Source organism: Nocardioides daedukensis, from assembly GCF_013408415.1.
Classification (GTDB): domain Bacteria; phylum Actinomycetota; class Actinomycetes; order Propionibacteriales; family Nocardioidaceae; genus Nocardioides; species Nocardioides daedukensis.
Genome location: NZ_JACCAA010000001.1, coordinates 2,153,628 through 2,172,580, shown reverse-complemented (window position 1 = coordinate 2,172,580; position 18,953 = coordinate 2,153,628). Strand labels below are relative to the sequence as shown.

The following is an 18,953-nucleotide window of genomic DNA, read 5'->3' as shown; positions in this document are numbered from 1 at the left end:
TGGTCGGTTGCATCCGATCCACCGGGCAGCAGGTGGAGCTATGCAGGGACCATGAAGCGGGCCGGGTCCAGTCGCCACGGCCCGGGTCCCGGGCCATCGTTGGTGAAGAGAAACTCGTCGAGATGGATGCGAAACAGGGTGAGCGCCTCCTGGTGTGTGTCCGTCTCGGGCGCTTCGTTCTTGGGGGCGCGTCCATAAACCGTGCCGTCGCTGCGGATCATGTTGGCGACGTACTGGTTCAACGCCTCCGGTGTGATGGTGATGAGCACGGGGGGAGCCAATGAGCTCCCCTCCAACTCGTGGAACATCATTCGCCCGGTCTGCGGATAGGTGTCTATCACCGTGTCGACCCGGTCTCGCAGACTCTCCATCCAGCACGCGTAGTAGTCAGGCGCCGGACCCAACAGGGCTCGTTGAGGGCGGGAGAAGAAGCGCCGGATCCTCATCAGGTCACACCTCGCCCGGCCAGGTCAGGCCGACGGTCTCCTCGCTGATCTCCCACAGCCGCTTCTGCGCCGACTCGTCCAACGCCATCCGGCGCGGGGTGACCACGTGCGGGAACCCGCGGAACTCGCCGGGACCGTTGGGACCGACGTACGTCCCGCCGGGAAGATCCGCTGTCGCTGCCATCAGGCTCGGCAGAGCGCCCATCTCGGGACGCTGGGCGCCGAACTTCATCGCCGCGTCGAGGATGCTGCTGACCGGTCCCGAGCCCTTGAGGGTCTGGCCGTGTGCGAGCAGGTGCGTGGCCGAATAGCCCGGGTGTGCGGCCAGTGCCGTGAGCGGCAACCCGGCCTGCCGGGCGCGACGGTCGAGCTCATAGGTGAAGAGCAGGTTCGCCAGCTTGGACTGGCCGTAGACCTGCCAACGGCGATATTTCTTCAGCGGGACCTTCGGCTCGTGCAGGGGAGCCGACGGTGCCCAGCGGTGGGCGCTCGACGCCACGCTGACCACGCGACCGTCCCCCGAGGCGACGAGCTGGGGCAGCAACAGGCCGGTGAGAAGGAACGGTCCGAAGTGGTTGGTGGCCATCTGCAGGTCGAGACCGTCGACCGTGGTCCGCTGCGGGGTGGCCATCACCCCAGCGTTGTTGATCAGTACGTCGATGGGCCCGAGCCCTGCGGCGGCTTGCGCTGCGGCGCGAACCGAGGAGAGATCCGACAGGTCGACGACGAGCTCTTCGAGGTCTGCGGACGGAATCTCCTTGCGCAGCTGGGATGTGAGCGTGGAGAGCTTGTCGACGGACCGCGCGGCCAGCACCACGCGTGCGCCCCTGCGGGCCAGCTCGGTCGCGGTGATCTGGCCCAGCCCGCTGGTCACGCCAGTGACCAGGAAGGTCTTGCCGCTCTGGTCGCCCAGGTCAGTCAGCGACCATGCTGCGGCGCTCACGGAGTGGTCCGGAACGCGTCGACCACGGCCTGGCCGAGCGTGGCGTCGCCCTGGAACTCGATGCCCTCGGGTGCCCGGCGTCCGCCGGCCATCACGGTGAATGCCTCGCGGCCCATGCTGATCCGCACCGTGGGGTTCCACGGGACCTCGACCGGTGCCGCCCGGCCGTCCTCACCGATGGCCACGGCCCGCTCGTCGCTGCCCGCGACCGCCACGACGACGGTGGTCCCGGTGGCGGGCGCGACCCGCTTGCCGACGATCACCGGAAGTGCGTCCAGCATGTAGTCGGCAGTGTGCTTGGCGCCGGCGGTGTCGAGGTTCCCCGGCCGGCCGACGGCACGGCGGATGTCCTGCTCGTGCATCCACACGTCCAGCGGACGGTTGCGCAGCAAGGTGTTCCAGTCCCACGGGACGCCGCCGAAGATCCGGTCCGGCTTCGCGGAGCCGTCGCTCGGCGGGTCGTCGAGGAGCTCGGTGCGACGCTTGGTGGTCGACTCGCGGATCTCGTTGATCAGCTCGTCGGGGGTGCGGTCACGGCGGGCCGCCACCCCCTGCTCGGTGTAGAGGCCCATGACGCTGGTTGCGTGCGCGACGTCGCCGACCTCGACGGTCTCCTCGGGGCCGCCAGCCAGGACCGCCTCGAGGTGCGCGGTGTGCGCCGCCACGTCGTGGACCGTCCATCCGGGCAGGTCGGTGGGCAGCGCCCAGTCGTCGGGACCGAGGTCCTCCAGCAGGAGCGTGAAGTCGTTGATCGACTCCCACCAGGTCTCGATCCAGCCGGTCAATCGCTGCGCGTCGCTCATGCGGGAAAGCCTAGCGGCCGGGCCTCACCGGGTCAGCCGGCCAGCACCCGGTTCACGAACACGTCGAGCTGCTCGCGCACCCGCTCCACCCGTGCCTCCAGCGTCAGGGTCTCGCGGATCGTCGCCGCCGACGGCACCCTCTTGCCTCGCGCATAGAGCGAGCAGGCCAGGTCGCGGCACATGTAGACACCGGTCGTGTCGCCCTTCTTGCCCGCTGGCCCGGTCTTCGGGGCGACGGCAAGGCAGACCGCGTCACCACTGTGCTGGGTGACGCAGACCTGGCACAGCTTGGTGCGTCGTACGGTCCGATCCGACGGCGAGGACTGCCGCAGCAACAGGCCCACCGGGCCCTCGGCCCGTCGGAGCACGAGATAGGCGCGGTTCGAGCCGGACGGGTCGGGCCAGCCGAGGAAGTCCAGGTCCTGCCACGGGACCTCGTCGAGATCGGGCAGGCCGGCCCGCTTCGCCTCCCCCTTGGTGCAGTTGACGAAGGACGCCCGGATCTCCGGCTCGGTCAACGGTTCCATCACTCCACCCTAGGTGCGCTTTCACCAACAGGGACAATGGTTTTCGTGACGACGACTCCACGCGTGCGCGCTCCCGAGCTCCGCGGTCGCGGCTGGCTCAACACCGCCGGACCGCTGACCCTGCGCGAGCTCCGCGGTCGCTTCGTGCTCCTCGACTTCTGGACGTTCTGCTGCATCAACTGCCTGCACGTCCTCGACGAGCTGCGCCCGGTGGAGGAGGAGTTCGCCGACGAGCTCGTCGTGATCGGGGCGCACTCGCCGAAGTTCGTGCACGAGGCCGATCCGGATGCGCTGCGGGCTGCGGTCGAGCGCTACTCGGTGCACCACCCGGTCCTCGACGACCCGGAGCTGATCACCTGGCAGGCCTATGCCGCCCGCGCCTGGCCGACCCTGGTGCTGATCGACCCGGAGGGGTACGTCGTCGCGCACTACGCCGGTGAGGGCCACGCGCACGCGATCCGCGCGCTGCTTCGAGAGCTGGTCCAGGAGCACCGCTCTCGCGGCACCCTCCAGCCGGGCGACTCGCCCTACCTCCCGCCGGAGCCGGAGGGGACCGACCTGCGCTTCCCGGCCAAGGCGGTCGCCCTGCCGGACGGTGACTTCCTGGTCGCCGATGCCGGACACGACGCCGTGGTCAGGCTCTCGGCGACGATGGAGGTGACCGCCCGCTTCGACGGCTTCCGTGAGCCGAACGGGCTGTGCCTGCTGCCGTCCGAGGTCGCGGAGGAGGTCGGGTATGACGTCGTGGCCGCCGACACCGTCGCGCACCGGCTCGTGGGGCTCACCCTCGCGGACGGCTCGACGCGCGCGCTGGCCGGTGACGGTCGCCAGTGGATGCAGGGTGACGGGACCGATCGCCTCTCCAGCCCGTGGGACGTGGCCTGGTGGCAGGACCGGGTCTGGATCGCGATGGCCGGCATCCACCAGCTCTGGACCTTCGATCCGCTCACCGGATCGGTGGAGGTGGCCGCCGGCACCACCAACGAGGGGCTGCTCGACGGTCCGCTCGAAGAGGCCTGGTTCGCGCAGACCAGCGGGCTCGCCGCCGACGGGGACACGTTGTGGCTGGCCGACTCCGAGACCAGCTCGCTGCGCCGGATCCGCAACGGCGCCGTGGAGACGATGGTCGGCGAGGGACTCTTCGACTTCGGCTTCGTCGACGGTGAGCGCGCGACGGCTCGCCTGCAGCACCCGCTCGGCGTGAGTGTCCTTCCCGACGGCACGCTCGGAATCGCCGACACCTACAACGGGGCCGTACGCCGCTTCGATCCGGCGACCGGTCTGCTCTCCACCATTGCCAGCGGGCTGGCCGAGCCGAGCGGCCTGGTGCTGGCGGGCGAGGCGGCGTACGTCGTGGAGTCTGCCGCCCATGTCCTCGCCCCACTCGACCTGAGCTCGAGCGCGGCCGACTCGGGGATGGAGACCCGGACCCAGCGACCGGTCACCGAGGTGGGTGCGACGGTGCTGCTGGAGACCCCGTTCAGCCCGCCGCCGGGACAGAAGGTCGACGACCGCTTCGGCCCCAGCGCGCAGCTGGTGGTGACGGCGACTCCGCCGTCGCTGATCCGCAGCGGCGAGGGGCGATCAACCGAGCTCACCCGCACCCTCGAGCTGGACCCGGCCGTCGGGAACGGCGTGCTCCACGTCGCTGCCCGCGCCGCTTCCTGCGACATCGACGGGGGAGAGGGCGCCGCGTGCCGGATGCACCAGCAGGACTGGGGCGTCCCGATCCGGATCATCCCCGACGGTGCCGCCAGCCTGGTGCTGCCGCTGGCCGGTCCGACGACCTAGCGCTGACGCGACAACCGGTCAGGACACAACTGGTCAGGGAGCGCCGCGGGGTTCCTCGTTCTCGGAGAGCACCTCGGTCAGCTCGTCCACGATCAGCCGGTCCGCCTCGACCTGGCCGGCGCGGAACGAGGCCCGTCCGACCATGTGGTTGGCGACCGGGGAGGTGGTGAGCTGGAAGAGCACGACCAGGCCCAGGATGCCCACCGCCTCGGGCTCGCGGAGCCGGAACGCGACGCCGATCAGCACCAGCATCAGGCCGAGCACCTGTGGCTTGGTGGCCGCGTGCATCCGGGAGAGCAGGTCGGGCAGGCGGAGCACGCCGATCGCGGCGATGAGGGCGAGCAGCCCGCCGGTGAGGAAGCAGACGCCAGCGATCACGTCGGCGACAAGGGTCCAGCTCATCGGTGATCACCGTTGTCGATCACGTCGCTGCCCTTGGTGAACCGGGCGATGCTGACCGATCCGACGAACCCGAGCAGGGTCAGCACCAGCAGCAGCGGCAGGGTCGAGGTGTGCTGGTTGATCGCCGCCTCGAGGGCCACCGAGGAGATGCCGACTGCGATCAGGACGTCGACCGCGACGGTGCGGTCCAGCATCGTCGGGCCGATGGTGATCCGCACCAGAAGGAGCAGGGCGGCCAGGCCGAGCATCCCGGCACAGATCCAGATCACGACGTTCATCTCAGGCTCCCTTCGTCGGTGCGGCGCCGGCGTCCAGCAGGCTCAGGTCGGCGCCGAACGCCCTGACCACGCGGCGTTCCTGGTCCAGCACCCGCTGCCGGAACTGCTCGACGCCGGCCATGTCCTTCACGTCGAAGGCATGGAAGAACAGGGTGTGCGTGGAGCGTCGGGCCTCGACGGCAAGGGAACCGGGGATCAGGCAGATCATCTCCGCGACCACGGTCAGCACGAAGTCGGACGGCGTGCGCAGGTTCACCTCGATCACGGCGTTGCGCAGGTGCCGGGTGGGCCGCAGGGTGGCGATCGAGACCTGGACGCTGGACACCACGACGTCGGCGACGAACCGCACCACCAGCCACAGCAACGGGATCGGGCGGATCCGCAGCTGCATGCCCAGCCTCGGCAGCGGGAAGACCAGGCAGACCACGAGCGCGACCAGGAACCCGACGACGGCGTTGCCGAGGGTGAAGTCGCGCCAGAGCATCAGCCAGACCAGCGTCAGCCAGATCAGGACCGGCAGCTGGAGCAGCTTGTGGCGCGGCTGGACCGGGCTCATCGCACACTCTCCGGCGTGGACATCTCGGGCGCCAGCTCGTCGGCCACACCGTCGGTGCCCAGGACCGCGGTGAGGTACGGCGTACGCTCCATCAGGTCGTCTGCTGCGCGATCGGTGAACCCGTACAGCGGCCCGGCCACCAGGGTGAGGGCCAGGCTGAAGACGATCAGCGCCGCCGTCGGCAGCACCATCGACATCGGCAGGCGCGAGGGCAGGCTGTTGTCCGCCAGGCGCTGGAACAGGTCGCGGTCCGGCGCATCGGTGTCGATCACCCGTTTGGCCTCCTCGAGCTCGCGGGTGCCGAAGGCGGTGCCACCGACGTGCACGTGCTGGCGGTGGATCACCATTCCCTGCGCGTGGTGCTGGTCCTCGAGGTCGTCCTCGAGCCCGGGCAGGGTGCGCATCATCTCGTGTGCCTGCTCGGGCGTGCGCCAGAACGCGAGGCTCCAGGTCTTGGCGATCGCATAGAGGGTGAGCAGGCTGGTCACGACGCCGCCGGCGACGAGCACGTAGGCCATCACGCTGCCGTCGTCGATGCCTGCCTGGAGCAGTCCGACCTTGCCGATGAAGCCGGACATCGGCGGGATGCCGGCCAGGTTCATCGCCGGCACGAAGAACAGCACTGCCAGCAGCGGCGAGAGCGCCGCGAGGCCGCCGATCCGGATCAGGCCCGTTGACCCGGTGCGGCGTTCGATCAGTCCCACCACCAGGAAGAGCGCGGTCTGGATGGTGATGTGGTGTGCGACGTAGAAGATCGCACCGGAGACGCCGGCTTCGCTGGCCAACCCGATCCCGAAGATCATGTAGCCGATGTGGCTGACCAGGGTGAAGGAGAGCATTCGCTTGATGTCACTCTGCGCGATCGCGCCGAGGATGCCGATCACCATCGTCAGCAGTGCCGCCCACAGCAACAGGTTGGACAGCGGCGAGTCGGGGAAGAGCAGCACCTGCACCCGCAGGATCGCGTAGACGCCGACCTTGGTCAGCAAGCCGGCGAACACCGCGGTCACCGGTGCCGGCGCGGTCGGATAGCTGTCCGGGAGCCAGAACGACAGCGGGAACACGGCCGCCTTGATCGCGAAGGTGGTCAGCAACAGCAGCTGCAGCATCAGCGCGGTCCCGGGCTCCACGTCGTCGAGCCGCAGCGCGAGCTGTGCGAAGTTCAGGCTGCCGGTGGCGGCATAGACCGCGGCCAGCGCGATCAGGAACAGGCTCGAGGAGAGCATGTTGACCACGACATAGATCGTTCCCGCGCGGACCCGGGCCGCGGTGCCGCCCAGGGTCAGCAGGACGTAGGAGGCGAAGAGCAGCATCTCGAAGCTGACGAACAGGTTGAACAGGTCGCCGGCAAGGAAGGCGTTGGAGACGCCGGCGACGAGCACCAGGAAGGTCGGGTGATAGATCGAGACGGGTGCCTCGCGCGAGTCCCCGGTCATGCCCTGACCGAGGGAGTAGATCAGGACCAGCAGGGTGACCACTGCGGAGACCAGCAGCATCAGCACCGAGAGCCGGTCGGCGACCAGCGCGATCCCGAGCGGCGAGGCCCAGCCGCCGACCCACAGCACCTGGGGACCGTTGCGGTCCGTCTCGACCATCAGCACCGTGGCGATCACGACAACGGCGGAGAGGATCGAGATGGTGACGTAGCGCTGCGCGCGCGGGCGGCGCGAGAGCATCAGGGCCGCGCCGGCACCCAACAGGGGGAGCACGACCGGCAGTGGGACCAGGGTGGTCATGTTCACGAGGAGGACCCCTCTTCCTCATAGACCTCTTCGGCGACGTCGGCCACGACGGACTCGGACAGCTCGTGGCTGTCGGAGACGTCGTCGGTGGCGGCCAGCCGGCGGATCATGGCGTCCTCGACGTCGTCCTGCACGTCGTCGTTGCCGTTGAGCTGCCAGCTCCGGTGGGCCATCGCCAGCAGGAAGGCAGTGGTGCCCAGCGCGATCACGATCGCGGTGAGGACCAGCGCCTGGGGCAGTGGGTCGGCCATGTCCTCGGTCGGGACCGAGCCGATGATCGGCGGTTTCCCTGCAGGACCGGCGGCGACCATGAAGAGCAGGTTGACCCCGTTGCCCATCATCAGCAGGCCGATCAGGACTCGCGACAGGCTGCGTTCGAGGATCAGGTAGACCCCGCAACCGATCAACGTCGAGGCGACGAGGATGAGGGTGAGATTGGCGTTCACAGTCGGGCTCCTCCAGCGGCAGCGGTGCTGGCCTCGCGCTCTTCGCGGAGGATCTGTCGGTCGAGCCGGGTGCCGAACGTCCGGAGCAGATCGAGCAGCAGCCCGACCACCACGAGGTAGACGCCGAGGTCGAAGAACATCGAGGTGACCAGGTGCGGCTCGCCCAGCACGCCGAGGTGGAAGTCGATCTGGGCGCTCTGCAGGACGGTTCCGCCGAAGGCGAGCGGTGCCAGCGCCGCGACGGTCGCGGCGAACAGGCCGGTTCCCATCAGGACCCCGGCGTCGACCGGGGCAGCCTCGTCGAGCTCGTAGCGCCCACCGGCCAGGTAGCGCACCACCAGTGCCAGGCCGGTGACCATGCCGGCGGCGAACCCGCCGCCGACGTGGTTGTGGCCGGCGAAGAGCAGGTAGATCGACAGCACCACCATCGAGTGGAACATCATCCGGGTGATCACCTCGAAGATGATCGAGCGACGGTCCGGGCTCAGCGTCCGTGGACCGGCCAGCCAGGTCCGGCGACCGGGAGAGGTCGGGAGCTTCTCGACGGTCTCGGGATAGGGGATCTCGCGCACCCGCCTGATCCCCGAGAGCCGGGTGTCGAGGAAGATCAGGCTCGCCACACCGGTCGCCGCGGCGACCAGCACCGAGATCTCGCCCATCGTGTCCCAGGCCCGGATGTCGAGCAGGATCACGCTGACGATGTTGTGCCCACCGCCATATTCCAGGGCCGGCTCGGGGAAGCCTGCGGAGACCGGCTCCTTGGTGCGAGCGTTGGTCGCCATCAGCATGAACCCGGCCACGGCCAGTCCCACGGCCAGGCCCAGTGCCATCCGGAACCAGCGCCGCCCGCTCAGGGGGCGGTCGGTGAAGTATTCGGGCAGCCGGCGCATCACCAGCACGAAGACGACCAGGCTGGTGGTCTCGACCAGCACCTGGGTCAGCGCCAGGTCCGGTGCGCCGTGCAGCAGGAAGAGCATCGCGGTGCCATAGCCGGTGACGCCCACGAGCAGCACCGCGCGGAGGCGTCGACGCGACCGCGTGGTCAGGAATGCCGCGGCCACCACGACGGCGCCGACCACGGCCTGCGCCGGGCTGTCCCACAGCACGACGTCGGGCGAGCCGGACAGGTGAGCCACCATCACCGCGCCGGGCAGGGCGAGGACCACGAGCAGGATGAAGGTCAGGTATGCCGCGACCGAGCCGCGCTGCGTCATTCCGGTGACCTCGACCGCGGCCCGGTCGATCGCCCGCATCCCGCCCCGATAGACCCGCTCGGCGCTCCACGTCCACGCCACCTTGGCCTGTCCCAGGGCGAAGGCCCTGCGCTTGGCGAACAGGAGCAGCCCCAGCGCCACGATGAGGCCGGAGAAGGCGAGCGGCAGGCCCAGGCCGTGCCACAGGGAGAGCTCGGCGTGGTGGGCGCCCTCGGGATATTGCTCGAGGTGCGGTTCGAAGAGGTGGGTCAACCAGGGCCCGGCGAAGCCGAGGACCAGGGTGAGCGCGGCGAGCACCACGGGTGCGGCCGCGAACCCGGCGGGCACCGGTCGAGCGGCGGTCGGTCCGCAGGTGGTCTTGTTGCCGAAGCCTCCCCAGATGAAGCGCAGGGTGTAGGCCATGGTGAGCACCGAGCCGAGCACGATGCCGACCACGACGAGCCAGCCGGCGTACGGCGCGAGCCCGGTCCCGTCGCCGCCCTCGGTGCGGGCGACGTCGAGCAGCGCCGCGAAGACGCTCTCCTTGCCGATGAAGCCCAGCATCGGGGGGAGCCCGGCCATCGAGGCCGCCGCGATGGCGGCTGCGGTGAAGACGACCGGCATCTTGCGGGCCAGGCCGGACAGCTCACGCAGGTCGCGGGTGCCGGTGGACTTGTCGATGATGCCGACCGAGAGGAACAGGGTCGCCTTGAACAGAGCGTGCGCCAGCAGCATCCCGAGGCCGGCCAGCGCGGCGGACCGGGTGCCGATGCTGAACACCACCAGCAGGAAGCCGAGCTGGCTCACGGTGCCATAGGCGAGCAGGAGCTTGATGTCATATTGCCGCAGGGCCCGCCAGCCGCCGAGCAGCATGGTCAGCACGCCGAGGACGAGGATGGTCTCGTGCCAGCCGGCGACGCCGGAGAAGCCGGGTGCGAGCAGCGCGACCAGGAAGACGCCTGCCTTCACCATCGATGCGGCGTGGAGGTAGGCGCTGACCGGGGTCGGGGCGGCCATCGCGCCGGGCAGCCAGAAGTGGAACGGGATCAGTGCCGACTTGCTCAGTGCGCCGACCAGGATCAGGATCACCGCCACCGTGGTGGCGGTGCCCGAGGGCGGGTCCGCGATCAGCTCGCTGGCCCGGTGGGTGCCGCTGAGGGCCCCGAGGATCAGGATGCCGACCAGCATCGCCAGTCCACCCAGTGTGGTGACCACCAGCGCCTGGGTCGCGGCGAGTCGGCTGGCCCGCTTGGCCGGGTCGTTCCCGATCAGCAGGTAGGAGAAGACGGTGGTCAGCTCCCAGAAGACATAGACCAGCAGCAGGTCGTCGGAGAGGACCAGGCCGAGCATCGCACCGGCGAACGCGACGAAGACGCCGCTGAACCGAGCCAGCGAGGGGTCGTCGTCGGTGAAGTACCACGCGCAGTAGGCCATCACCAGCACGCCGATGCCGCTGACGATCAGCACCATCAACCACTGCAGCACGTCCATCTGGAGGGCGATCTCGAACTTCAGGCTGGGCAGCCACTCGATCACCGAGGTCACTGATCCGCCGTCGCGGATCTTCGAGGTCTGGGCCAGCGCCCAGACCAGCGTCGCCAACGGGACGGTGGCCAGGGCCAGGAAGACACGGCGGCCCAGGACCCGGGTCAGGGCAGGCGAAAGCGTTGCGATCGCGAAATGGGCAATGACGAAGGCGATCAAGCGAAGGGCCTCAATGCGTGGGGTCCGGGTTGAACAAGATTCTAGTGGGCAGCATCTGACGCCTACACTCGGTTGGGCATGTGACCCTTCTCGGAACAGCATCGGGGGTGACCGTTGTGATCAGGCTGCCAGGCGCCGGCGAGCGCTTCGGTCGCTACCAGCTCGTCAGCAAGCTCGGGCAGGGTGGCATGGGAGTCGTCTATGCGGCTCGCGACACCTCGCTCGGCCGTGACGTCGCGTTGAAGTTGGTCGCCCCGCAGCACGCCTCCGACGAGGGCTTCCGGCTCCGGTTCAGCCACGAGGCCGCGACCCTGGCCAGGCTCGAGTCCCCGCACATCGTTCGCATCTATGACTACGGCGAGCAGGACGGCGTGCTCTTCCTGGTCACCCAGCTGGTCGAGGGCGGAGACCTGTCCGCGCTGATCCGGCGTACCGGCCCGCTCTCGCCGGGCCAAGCCGTCGGCGTCGTGGTCCAGGTCCTCGAGGGACTGGTGGACGCGCACGCGGTCAACGTCGTGCACCGCGACGTGAAGCCCGCCAACGTCCTGCTCCGTGGCAGTGGCTCCGACCTCGAGGCGTTCCTGTGTGACTTCGGCATCGCCACGGTTCCGGGTGCGGAGCTCTCCCGCACCGGCACCCTGGCCGGCAGCCTTCCCTACATGGCCCCGGAGCGACACCAGGGAGTCGAGGCGGGCGCGGGCGGAGACGTCTATGCCGCCGGCTGCCTGCTCTGGTTCGCGCTCACCGGTGCGGCGCCCTATGCCGGCACCGATGTCGAGATGGCGATGGCCCACCTGCAGGCCCCGATCCGGCAGCTGCCCGGCAAGGACAAGTTCAGCTCCGCGATGAACGAGGTGCTCCGGGTCGCGATGGCCAAGGACCCTCGCAAGCGCTACCCCAGCGCCATGGCGATGCTGACCGACCTGCTCAAGGTGGGTGCCCTCGCCCCGGATGCCGTGGCCCTGCCCGGCAACACCTCGCTGCGCCAAGAGCTCAACCTGGGCGTCTCCCGTCGACGCCGCTACCTGCCTGCCGCGGTCGCCGCCCTGGCCACCGCGGGCGTGCTGGTCAGCACCCTGCTCGTCGGTGGGGCCATCGGTGGCCCGAGCGAGGACCCCACCCGCTCCGGTGCGCTCAGCCTGCCGACGGGTGCCTCCGGCACCGGGGGCGATGTGCTCGGCTCCGACGACGTCAAGCTGCGCGAGGATCCGACCCAGGACGAGCCGGGTGGCTCGCGCAACGAGGGTGCGGCGCCGGGCGGAGATGTCGGGGACACCGTGCAGGGCGGTGAGGGCGGGGCTCCCGGCGAGCCGACGACCACGCTCAGGCCGGGGACGAAGAAGAGTGCCGGGACCACGCGGAGCTCCGCGCCGAAGCCCCGCACCAGCTCGTCGGCCAGCCGCGCGCCTGCGACGACCGCGCCTCCCCCCAAGCCGATCACCTGCTGGAACGGCGTGAAGGCCTATCGGATCGCGGACTGCCCCCGACCCACCGGCAGGAAGGGTGCGACCTGGATCTTCCCGGTCCTGGGCCGGATGACCTGCCGCAAGGTCTCGTTCGGGAACGCGGCCGAGGCCTGGCGGTGCCCCTATGGCAAGTCCAATCACATCACGGTGGCCCGTTGGCACAACCGGGACCGGGCGGTCTCCTACTACCGCAACTACATCACCATCAACTACCACCGCGAGGCCTGGACGGTCGACGGCGTCACCAGGGGCTCGCGGTTCATGGGCCGGCGGAAGGCAAGCGGCAACGTCCGCTACACAAACGTGAAGATGTACTCCGCGCTCCCGTGGACGGTCTCGGTCGACGCGAGCTCCACCGACGCACGATCCAACGGCATCAAGAAGGTCGGTGGGACGCGGCGACCGGAATACCTCAAGGGGCGTCCCACCGGGTGAGCGGTGGGACTTGATTTTGCTTAGGTCAGGCTTACCTTAGTAGAGTCCGAGTGTCTTCGAGAAAGGACACCCGTGATGATTCGCATCCCTCGGCTCGCAGCCCTGCCCGCGGCCGCCCTCCTGGTCCTCGGCGCACTCGCCGGATGCAGCACCGGCTCCGCCGACGGCGAGGCCAAGACAGGAAGCACGAGCACCAAGGCCGAGAAGGGCGCGTTCCCAGTGACGGTCAAGACCGCCCTCGGTGAAGCCACCATCGAGTCCGAGCCGAAGCGCGTGGTCACGATGGGCTATTCCGACGCCGACGTCGCGATCTCGCTCGGCGTCGTGCCGGTCGCAGCGGAGAAGATCAGCTGGGGCGGCACCGCGGAGGGCTCGACCCCCTGGTTCGACGACGCCCTGGCAGAGATCGAGGGTGCCGAGAAGCCGAAGCGCCTCGACACCACCGAGGACATCCCGGTCAACGACATCATCAAGCTCTCGCCCGACCTGGTCCTGGGCACCAACTCAGGTATCGATCAGGCCGACTTCGACAAGCTGACCGACGCGGGCATCCCCGTCGTGGTCTACCCGAACGCCATGTGGACCACCACCTGGCAGGAGTCGCTCGAGCTGGCCGGCAAGGCCCTGGGGCGTCCGACGCTGGCCAAGGAGGTCGCCGCGGAGACCACGAAGACCCTCGAGGACACCGCCGCGAAGTTCCCCCAGCTCGAGGGCAAGTCGTTCACCTTCGGGATGGTCGACCCGACCGACCTGTCGACGATCTCGTTCTACTCACCCGAGGACAACCGCCCCCGCATCCTGCGCGAGCTGGGCATGGTCGACGCGGCGTTCGTGACCAAGAACAGCAAGAAGGGCGAGTTCTACTTCGACATCTCCGCCGAGCGTGCGGCTGACGTCGACGCCGACGTGTTCCTGACCTATGCCACCAGCGAGAAGGACATCGAGACGATCGGCTCCGACCCGCTGGTGGGCTCGGTGCCCGCGATCAAGGCCAACCAGTGGTTCGCCTCCACCAAGGACATGGACTCGCTGGGCCTCTCCTCGCCCTCGCCGTTGTCCCTGCCCTACTCGATGAAGCACTACATCCCCAGTGTCGCGGCCGCGGCCGACGGTGACGGTTCACGCTGAGGTGCCAGCACCGGCGTCCGTGGAGCGAGTCTCCGCGGACGCCGGTGCGTCGCGCAATCTCGGGGTCGGCGTCCTGGTCCTGCTCCTCGCCCTGGTCACCGTCTGCATCGGCTCACTGCTGATCGGCTCGACGTCGGTCTCACCCGCCGCACTCCTGGATCCCGACCACGCTGACCGGGCCGTGATCATCAAGCGGTGGGACCGCACCCTGCTCGGCCTCCTGGTCGGCGCCGCCTTCGCGCTCGCCGGCGCCTGCATGCAGGGACTCACCCGCAACCCCCTGGCAGATCCCGGCCTCCTCGGCGTCAACGCCGGTGCCAGCTTCGGGATCGTGACGGCGATCGCCTGGCTCGGTGCATCCAGCGCGCTCTCCTATCTCTGGTTCGGCCTCCTCGGTGCCGCCGTGGCCACCGTCGTGGTCCACCTCGTGGCGAGCTTCGGCCGCCTCGGCGCCACACCCGCCAAGCTGGCCGTGGCCGGGGCCGCGCTCAGCGCCGGCGTCGGCAGCTGGACCACCGCCGTCCTGCTCACCGACCAGGGCACCTTCGACCAGATCCGACGCTGGCAGGTCGGCTCGGTGGCCGGGCGCCCGGACGAGGTGCTGATGACGTGCCTGCCGTTCCTGGCCGTCGGCGGGCTGATCGCCCTGGCCTCGATCCGGATCCTCAACGCCCTGGCGCTCGGTGAGGACCTGGCGCGCGGACTGGGACGACGTACCGCCCGGGATCGTCTCCTGGTCGGCGCCGCCATCGTGCTGCTCGCCGGTGCCGGCACGGCCGTGGCCGGCCCGATCGCCTTCATCGGCCTGATCGTCCCGCACCTGGTGCGGGCCCTGGTCGGACCTGACTATTCGCGGGTGCTGCCGTTCAGCCTGGGCTACGGCGCGGTGCTGGTGGTGGCCTCGGACACCGTCGGTCGGGTCGTGCTCCCCCCGGGTGAGGTCCCGGTCGGCGTGATGGCCACGGTGATCGGGGTTCCCGTCTTCCTCTGGCTGGTCGCACGTCGCCGGATGGGTGGCCTGTGATGACGGCACCCCTCGACCACGTCGTCGGCGCAGTCCACGCGGACGTCGACGCCGTACGACGTGCCCGCCGCGGTCCGCGTCGCCGCCACCGCCTCGTGGTGCTCGGCCTCGGCGTCCTGACTCTCGTCGCGCTCGCGGTGAACCTGCTGCTGGGCGACTACACCTACACCGTCCCCGACTTCTTCGCGATCCTGTTCGGCAAGCAGGTGCCGGTGGCGACCTTCCTGCTCATGGAGTCCAAGCTGCCGCGGGCCCTGCTCGCCCTGCTGATCGGGCTCAGCCTCGGCTCGGCCGGCGCGATCTTCCAGACCACCTTGCGCAACCCGCTGGCCAGCCCGGACGTGATCGGCGTGACCGCGGGGGCCAGTGCGTTCGGCGTGATCGGGGTCCTGGTCCTCGGCCTCCAGGGGCCCGCCGTGGCCGCGTGCGCCGTGGTCGGCGCGCTCGCCACCTCGGCACTCGTGCGCCTGGTCGGCGGCCGGGCCGGAGGCTTCAGGCTGATCCTGGTCGGGGTCGGCGTGGCCGCGGCACTGATGTCCGTCGTACAACATGTCCTGGCCCGGGCCGCGATCCACCAGGCCCAGGTCGCCCTGCAATGGCTCTCGGGCAGCGTCAGCAACACCGACTGGCCGACCGTGCGGATGCTGGCCCTGGCGATGCTCGTGCTGATGCCGTTGCTGATCATCGGCACCAAGGGCCTGCGCGCCACCGAGCTCGGCGACGACACCGCCGTCGGCCTGGGAGAGTCCGGTCGCCGCGTCGACCAGCTGCTGGTGATCGCGGTGCTCCTGGTCGCCTTCGCCACGGCCGCGGCAGGACCGGTCGCCTTCGTCGCGTTCATGGCCGGGCCCACCGCGCGAGCCCTCAACGGCGGACGCAGCACGATCCTCGGTGCCGCTCTGGTCGGGGCCCTGCTCGTGCTCTCGGCCGACTTCGCCGGGAACAATCTGATCGGTGACGTCCACATGCCCGTGGGTGTCATCACCGGCGCCCTCGGGGCGCCCTTCCTCCTCTGGCTGCTGGCCAGGGGCGCAACCGGGGGGAGACCGGGATGACCGAAGGCACCGAACGACTCGTCGCCGACCAAGTGACGCTGGCCTATGGCGACCGCGTGGTCGTCGACGACCTGAGCGTGCGGATCCCCGACGCGCAGGTGACCGTGATCGTGGGACCCAACGCCTGTGGCAAGTCGACCCTGCTGCGAGGCATGGGCAGGTTGTTGCGCCCGCGCTCCGGCGCGGTGCTCCTCGACGGGGAGGCGATCCACCGGCAGTCCACCCGTCAGGTGGCCAGGACGCTCGGGTTGCTGCCGCAGAGCCCGGTCGCACCGGACGGCGTGACGGTCGTGGACCTGGTCGGTCGGGGTCGCCACCCGCACCAGGGCATGCTCCGGCGGTGGAGCGCCGAGGATGAGCGCGTCGTCGCCGAGGCCCTGGCCGTCACCGGGACCACGGAGCTGGCCGAGCGCGGCGTCGACGAGCTCTCGGGGGGACAGCGGCAGCGGGTGTGGGTCGCGATGGCGCTGGCCCAGGGCACGGACCTGCTTCTGCTCGACGAACCGACGACCTATCTCGACGTCGCCCACCAGATCGAGATGCTCGACCTGCTCACCGACCTCAACCGCCGTTCGGGTACGACGATCGTGATGGTGCTGCACGAGCTGAACCTGGCGGCGCGCTATGCCGACCACCTGATCGCGATGTCTGACGGCAAGATCCTGGCCCAGGGCAAGCCGGTGGAGGTGATCACCGAGGAGACCATCCACGACGTGTTCGGCCTCGAGTGTCGGGTGATCCCCGACCCTGTCTCGCACACGCCGCTGGTGGTGCCGATGGGCCGGCACCACTCCTGAGTTCCCGCAGTTCCAGGCCCGACTTCTGAGGCCTGTCTTCTGGGGCCTGTCTTCTGAGGCGGGCACAGACGCCACGAGGGGCCGCAGCGGATCAACCGCTGCGGCCCCTCGTGTGTGGAGCTGGTGGATCAGCCGATCAGAACGCGGCCTCGTCGAGGTCCATGATGGACAGGTCGACGTTCTCGGTCAGGACGCGCTCGGCGGAGAGCTTCGGCAGGTTGTTCTGCGCGAAGAACTGGGCCGCGGCGACCTTGCCCTCGTAGAAGTTGCGGTCCTTCTCGCTGACCTCGCCGGCCAGCTTGCCCAGGGCAACCTCGGCACCCTTGAGGAGCAGCCAACCGCAGACCACGTCGCCCAGCGCCATCAGCAGGCGGCTGGTGTTCAGGCCGACCTTGTAGATGTTGCGCAGGTCGCCGCCCTCGGAGGAGGCATCCGCGGACATCAGGTCGTTGATCATCGTGCCGACCATCGCGTTCGCGTCCTCGAGGCCCTTGGCGAGCAGCTCGCGCTCGACCTTGAGACAACCGCCGTTGTCGGCGGAGTCGTCACCGGCGATGAAGGACTCGATCTCGGCGGCCAGGTGGCCCAGGGCGCGGCCCTGGTCCTTGACGATCTTGCGGAAGAAGAAGTCCTGGCCCTGGATCGCGGTGGTGCCCTCGTAGAGGGTGTCGATCTTGGCGTCGCGGACGTACTGCTCGATCGGGTATTCCTGCAGGAAGCCCGAACCGCCGAAGGTCTGCAGCGACTCGGTGCCAAGCAGCACCCACGAGCGCTCCGAGCCGTAGCCCTTGACGATCGGGAGCAGCAGGTCGTTGACCGCGGCGGCCAGCTTGGCGTCCTTGGTGTCGCTCTCGCCGTTGGCCTCGGCGATCATCACCTTGTCCTGCCAGGAGGCGGTGTAGAGGACCAGCGCGCGCATGCCCTCGGCGAACGCCTTCTGGGTCATCAGCGAGCGGCGTACGTCGGGGTGGTGCGTGATCGTGACGCGCGGGGCGGTCTTGTCGGCCGACTGGGTGAGGTCGGCGCCCTGGACGCGCTCCTTGGCATATTCGAGGGCGTTGAGGTAGCCGGTCGAGAGGGTTGCGATGGCCTTGGTGCCGACCATCATCCGGGCGTTCTCGATGACGTCGAACATCTGGGCGATGCCGTTGTGCACCTCGCCGAGCAGCCAACCCTGGGCAGCCTCGCCGCCGCCGACCTGCGGGTCGCCGAAGGTGACCTCGCAGGTGTTGGAGACCTTGATGCCCATCTTGTGCTCGACGTTGGTGACGTAGACGCCGTTGCGCTCGCCGGTCAGCTCACCGGTCTCGTGGTCGAAGTGGTGCTCGGGCATCCAGAAGAGCGAGAGGCCCTTGGTGCCCGGACCGCCGGCACCCTCGACGCCCTCGGGGCGGGCGAGGACCAGGTGCATGACGTTCTCGGTCATGTCGTTGGTGGCCGAGGTGATGAAGCGCTTCACGCCGGTGATGTTCCAGGAGCCGTCCTCGTTGGGGACTGCCTTGGCGCGGCCGGCGCCGACGTCGGAACCGGCGTCGGGCTCGGTGAGGACCATAGTGCAGCCCCACTGGCGCTCGACCATGAACTGGGCGACCTTGCGGTCACGCTCGTTGCCGTTGTTGTAGACGACTCCGGCGAACGGCGCGCCCGCGGCGTACATGTGCAGGGGTGCGTTGGAGCCGAGCACCATCTCGCCGATCGCCCAGTTCAGGCTGGACGGGGCGGGGGTGCCACCGAGCTCCTCGCGGATCTGGAGACGCCAGTACTCGGCGTCCATCCAGGCCTTGTAGGACTTCTTGAACGACTCGGGCAGCGGCGCGGAGTTCGTCGCGGGGTCGAAGACCGGCGGGTTGCGGTCGGAGTCGACGTAGGACTCGGCCAGCTCCTCGCGGGCGAGGCGGTCCACCTCGGCAAGGATCGTCTTCGCGGTGTCGGTGTCGACATCGGCGAACGGGCCCTGGCCCAGGATCTCGTCACGGCCGAGGACCTCGAAGAGGTTGAACTCGATGTCGCGGAGGTTGCTCTTGTAGTGGCTCACTGACCCACCCTTTTCCTTGAGAATTGATGTCCGTGTGATCGGACTGCACGAGCCCACTGCCGGACCCTGCGTGCTACTCGTCAGTAACTTAATTATGAATCGCTTTTACCGTCCACGCAAGATGACGGTGCCCACTACCCCCGCCCGCGACCCGAGTGCTCGCTGCCGAAGTGGGGCAGGTC

At 69.3% G+C, this 18,953-nt stretch carries 17 protein-coding genes; 6 read left to right on the top strand and 11 right to left on the bottom strand.

What is annotated here, in order from left to right:
* Positions 1-38: 38 nt before the first annotated feature.
* The 4 genes from BJ980_RS10715 to BJ980_RS10700 are packed head-to-tail and all read right to left on the bottom strand — an operon-like array spanning position 39 to position 2,719.
* A complete protein-coding gene (locus BJ980_RS10715) occupies positions 39-446 on the bottom strand; it encodes a hypothetical protein (protein WP_179502278.1) in 408 nt (135 codons plus the stop codon).
* A gap of 4 nt (positions 447-450) precedes the next feature.
* A complete protein-coding gene (locus BJ980_RS10710; protein ID WP_179502277.1) occupies positions 451-1,389 on the bottom strand; it encodes an oxidoreductase in 939 nt (312 codons plus the stop codon).
* Positions 1,386-2,192 (bottom strand): maleylpyruvate isomerase family mycothiol-dependent enzyme, encoded by an 807-nt coding sequence (locus tag BJ980_RS10705; protein ID WP_179502276.1) that lies wholly within the window; start codon positions 2,190-2,192, stop codon positions 1,386-1,388. The genes BJ980_RS10710 and BJ980_RS10705 overlap by 4 nt, the downstream gene beginning before the upstream one ends.
* A gap of 32 nt (positions 2,193-2,224) precedes the next feature.
* Complete coding sequence (locus BJ980_RS10700) at positions 2,225-2,719, bottom strand: FBP domain-containing protein (protein ID WP_179502275.1); 495 nt, start codon at positions 2,717-2,719, stop codon at positions 2,225-2,227.
* Positions 2,720-2,764: 45 nt separating this feature from the next.
* On the opposite strand from BJ980_RS10700, the gene BJ980_RS10695 reads away from it, so the two are divergent.
* Positions 2,765-4,510: a thioredoxin-like domain-containing protein gene (locus BJ980_RS10695; RefSeq protein WP_343047781.1), complete on the top strand. Its 1,746-nt coding sequence runs from the start codon at positions 2,765-2,767 to the stop codon at positions 4,508-4,510.
* A 33-nt stretch (positions 4,511-4,543) separates the two neighbouring features.
* On the opposite strand, the gene mnhG is transcribed toward BJ980_RS10695, so the two are convergent.
* Genes mnhG through BJ980_RS10665 form a run of 6 tightly spaced genes read right to left on the bottom strand, consistent with a single transcriptional unit; the run spans position 4,544 to position 10,831 of the window.
* Entirely contained in the window at positions 4,544-4,912 is a 369-nt protein-coding gene (gene mnhG, locus BJ980_RS10690) for a monovalent cation/H(+) antiporter subunit G (protein WP_179502273.1), read from the bottom strand.
* Positions 4,909-5,190 (bottom strand): MrpF/PhaF family protein, encoded by a 282-nt coding sequence (locus BJ980_RS10685; RefSeq protein ID WP_179502272.1) that lies wholly within the window; start codon positions 5,188-5,190, stop codon positions 4,909-4,911. The genes mnhG and BJ980_RS10685 overlap by 4 nt, the downstream gene beginning before the upstream one ends.
* 1 nt (position 5,191) lies before the next feature.
* The gene (locus BJ980_RS10680) at positions 5,192-5,746 is read right to left on the bottom strand and encodes a Na+/H+ antiporter subunit E (protein WP_179502271.1); all 555 of its coding nucleotides are present in this window, start codon (positions 5,744-5,746) and stop codon (positions 5,192-5,194) included.
* Positions 5,743-7,482: a Na+/H+ antiporter subunit D gene (locus tag BJ980_RS10675; RefSeq protein WP_179502270.1), complete on the bottom strand. Its 1,740-nt coding sequence runs from the start codon at positions 7,480-7,482 to the stop codon at positions 5,743-5,745. The genes BJ980_RS10680 and BJ980_RS10675 overlap by 4 nt, the downstream gene beginning before the upstream one ends.
* Positions 7,483-7,484: 2 nt before the next feature.
* Entirely contained in the window at positions 7,485-7,934 is a 450-nt protein-coding gene (locus BJ980_RS10670; protein WP_179502269.1) for a Na(+)/H(+) antiporter subunit C, read from the bottom strand.
* Positions 7,931-10,831, bottom strand: coding sequence for a Na+/H+ antiporter subunit A (locus BJ980_RS10665; RefSeq protein ID WP_218855473.1), 2,901 nt, complete (start codon positions 10,829-10,831; stop codon positions 7,931-7,933). Before BJ980_RS10665 ends, BJ980_RS10670 begins: the two co-directional genes overlap by 4 nt.
* A 107-nt stretch (positions 10,832-10,938) precedes the next feature.
* On the opposite strand from BJ980_RS10665, the gene BJ980_RS10660 reads away from it, so the two are divergent.
* The 5 genes from BJ980_RS10660 (at position 10,939) to BJ980_RS10640 (ending at position 16,736) form a co-directional block, all read left to right on the top strand.
* Positions 10,939-12,732, top strand: a complete 1,794-nt coding sequence (locus BJ980_RS10660; RefSeq protein ID WP_179502267.1) for a protein kinase domain-containing protein — start codon at positions 10,939-10,941, stop codon at positions 12,730-12,732.
* Between the two features lie 75 nt (positions 12,733-12,807).
* Positions 12,808-13,860 carry an ABC transporter substrate-binding protein gene (locus BJ980_RS10655; protein WP_179502266.1) on the top strand — a complete coding sequence of 351 codons (1,053 nt, stop codon included), beginning with the start codon at positions 12,808-12,810 and terminating at the stop codon, positions 13,858-13,860.
* Positions 13,861-13,879: 19 nt separating this feature from the next.
* Positions 13,880-14,884 (top strand): FecCD family ABC transporter permease, encoded by a 1,005-nt coding sequence (locus tag BJ980_RS10650; protein WP_343047780.1) that lies wholly within the window; start codon positions 13,880-13,882, stop codon positions 14,882-14,884.
* Positions 14,884-15,939 carry a FecCD family ABC transporter permease gene (locus tag BJ980_RS10645; protein ID WP_179502265.1) on the top strand — a complete coding sequence of 352 codons (1,056 nt, stop codon included), beginning with the start codon at positions 14,884-14,886 and terminating at the stop codon, positions 15,937-15,939. Before BJ980_RS10650 ends, BJ980_RS10645 begins: the two co-directional genes overlap by 1 nt.
* Positions 15,936-16,736 carry an ABC transporter ATP-binding protein gene (locus BJ980_RS10640; protein WP_179502264.1) on the top strand — a complete coding sequence of 267 codons (801 nt, stop codon included), beginning with the start codon at positions 15,936-15,938 and terminating at the stop codon, positions 16,734-16,736. Before BJ980_RS10645 ends, BJ980_RS10640 begins: the two co-directional genes overlap by 4 nt.
* A gap of 136 nt (positions 16,737-16,872) precedes the next feature.
* Here BJ980_RS10640 and BJ980_RS10635 read toward each other — a convergent pair whose 3' ends face one another.
* On the bottom strand, positions 16,873-18,771 hold the full coding sequence (locus BJ980_RS10635) for an acyl-CoA dehydrogenase C-terminal domain-containing protein (RefSeq protein WP_179502263.1): 1,899 nt from the start codon (positions 18,769-18,771) through the stop codon (positions 16,873-16,875).
* Positions 18,772-18,953: the final 182 nt, after the last annotated feature.

Coding starts and splice junctions, on each gene's coding strand:
- BJ980_RS10715 (WP_179502278.1), bottom strand. CDS start 446: ATGAGGATCCGGCGCTTCTTCTCCCGCCCTCAACGAGCCCTGTTGGGT.
- BJ980_RS10705 (WP_179502276.1), bottom strand. CDS start 2,192: ATGAGCGACGCGCAGCGATTGACCGGCTGGATCGAGACCTGGTGGGAG.
- BJ980_RS10700 (WP_179502275.1), bottom strand. CDS start 2,719: ATGGAACCGTTGACCGAGCCGGAGATCCGGGCGTCCTTCGTCAACTGC.
- mnhG (WP_179502273.1), bottom strand. CDS start 4,912: ATGAGCTGGACCCTTGTCGCCGACGTGATCGCTGGCGTCTGCTTCCTC.
- BJ980_RS10685 (WP_179502272.1), bottom strand. CDS start 5,190: ATGAACGTCGTGATCTGGATCTGTGCCGGGATGCTCGGCCTGGCCGCC.
- BJ980_RS10680 (WP_179502271.1), bottom strand. CDS start 5,746: ATGAGCCCGGTCCAGCCGCGCCACAAGCTGCTCCAGCTGCCGGTCCTG.
- BJ980_RS10675 (WP_179502270.1), bottom strand. CDS start 7,482: ATGACCACCCTGGTCCCACTGCCGGTCGTGCTCCCCCTGTTGGGTGCC.
- BJ980_RS10655 (WP_179502266.1), top strand. CDS start 12,808: ATGATTCGCATCCCTCGGCTCGCAGCCCTGCCCGCGGCCGCCCTCCTG.
- BJ980_RS10645 (WP_179502265.1), top strand. CDS start 14,884: ATGACGGCACCCCTCGACCACGTCGTCGGCGCAGTCCACGCGGACGTC.
- BJ980_RS10640 (WP_179502264.1), top strand. CDS start 15,936: ATGACCGAAGGCACCGAACGACTCGTCGCCGACCAAGTGACGCTGGCC.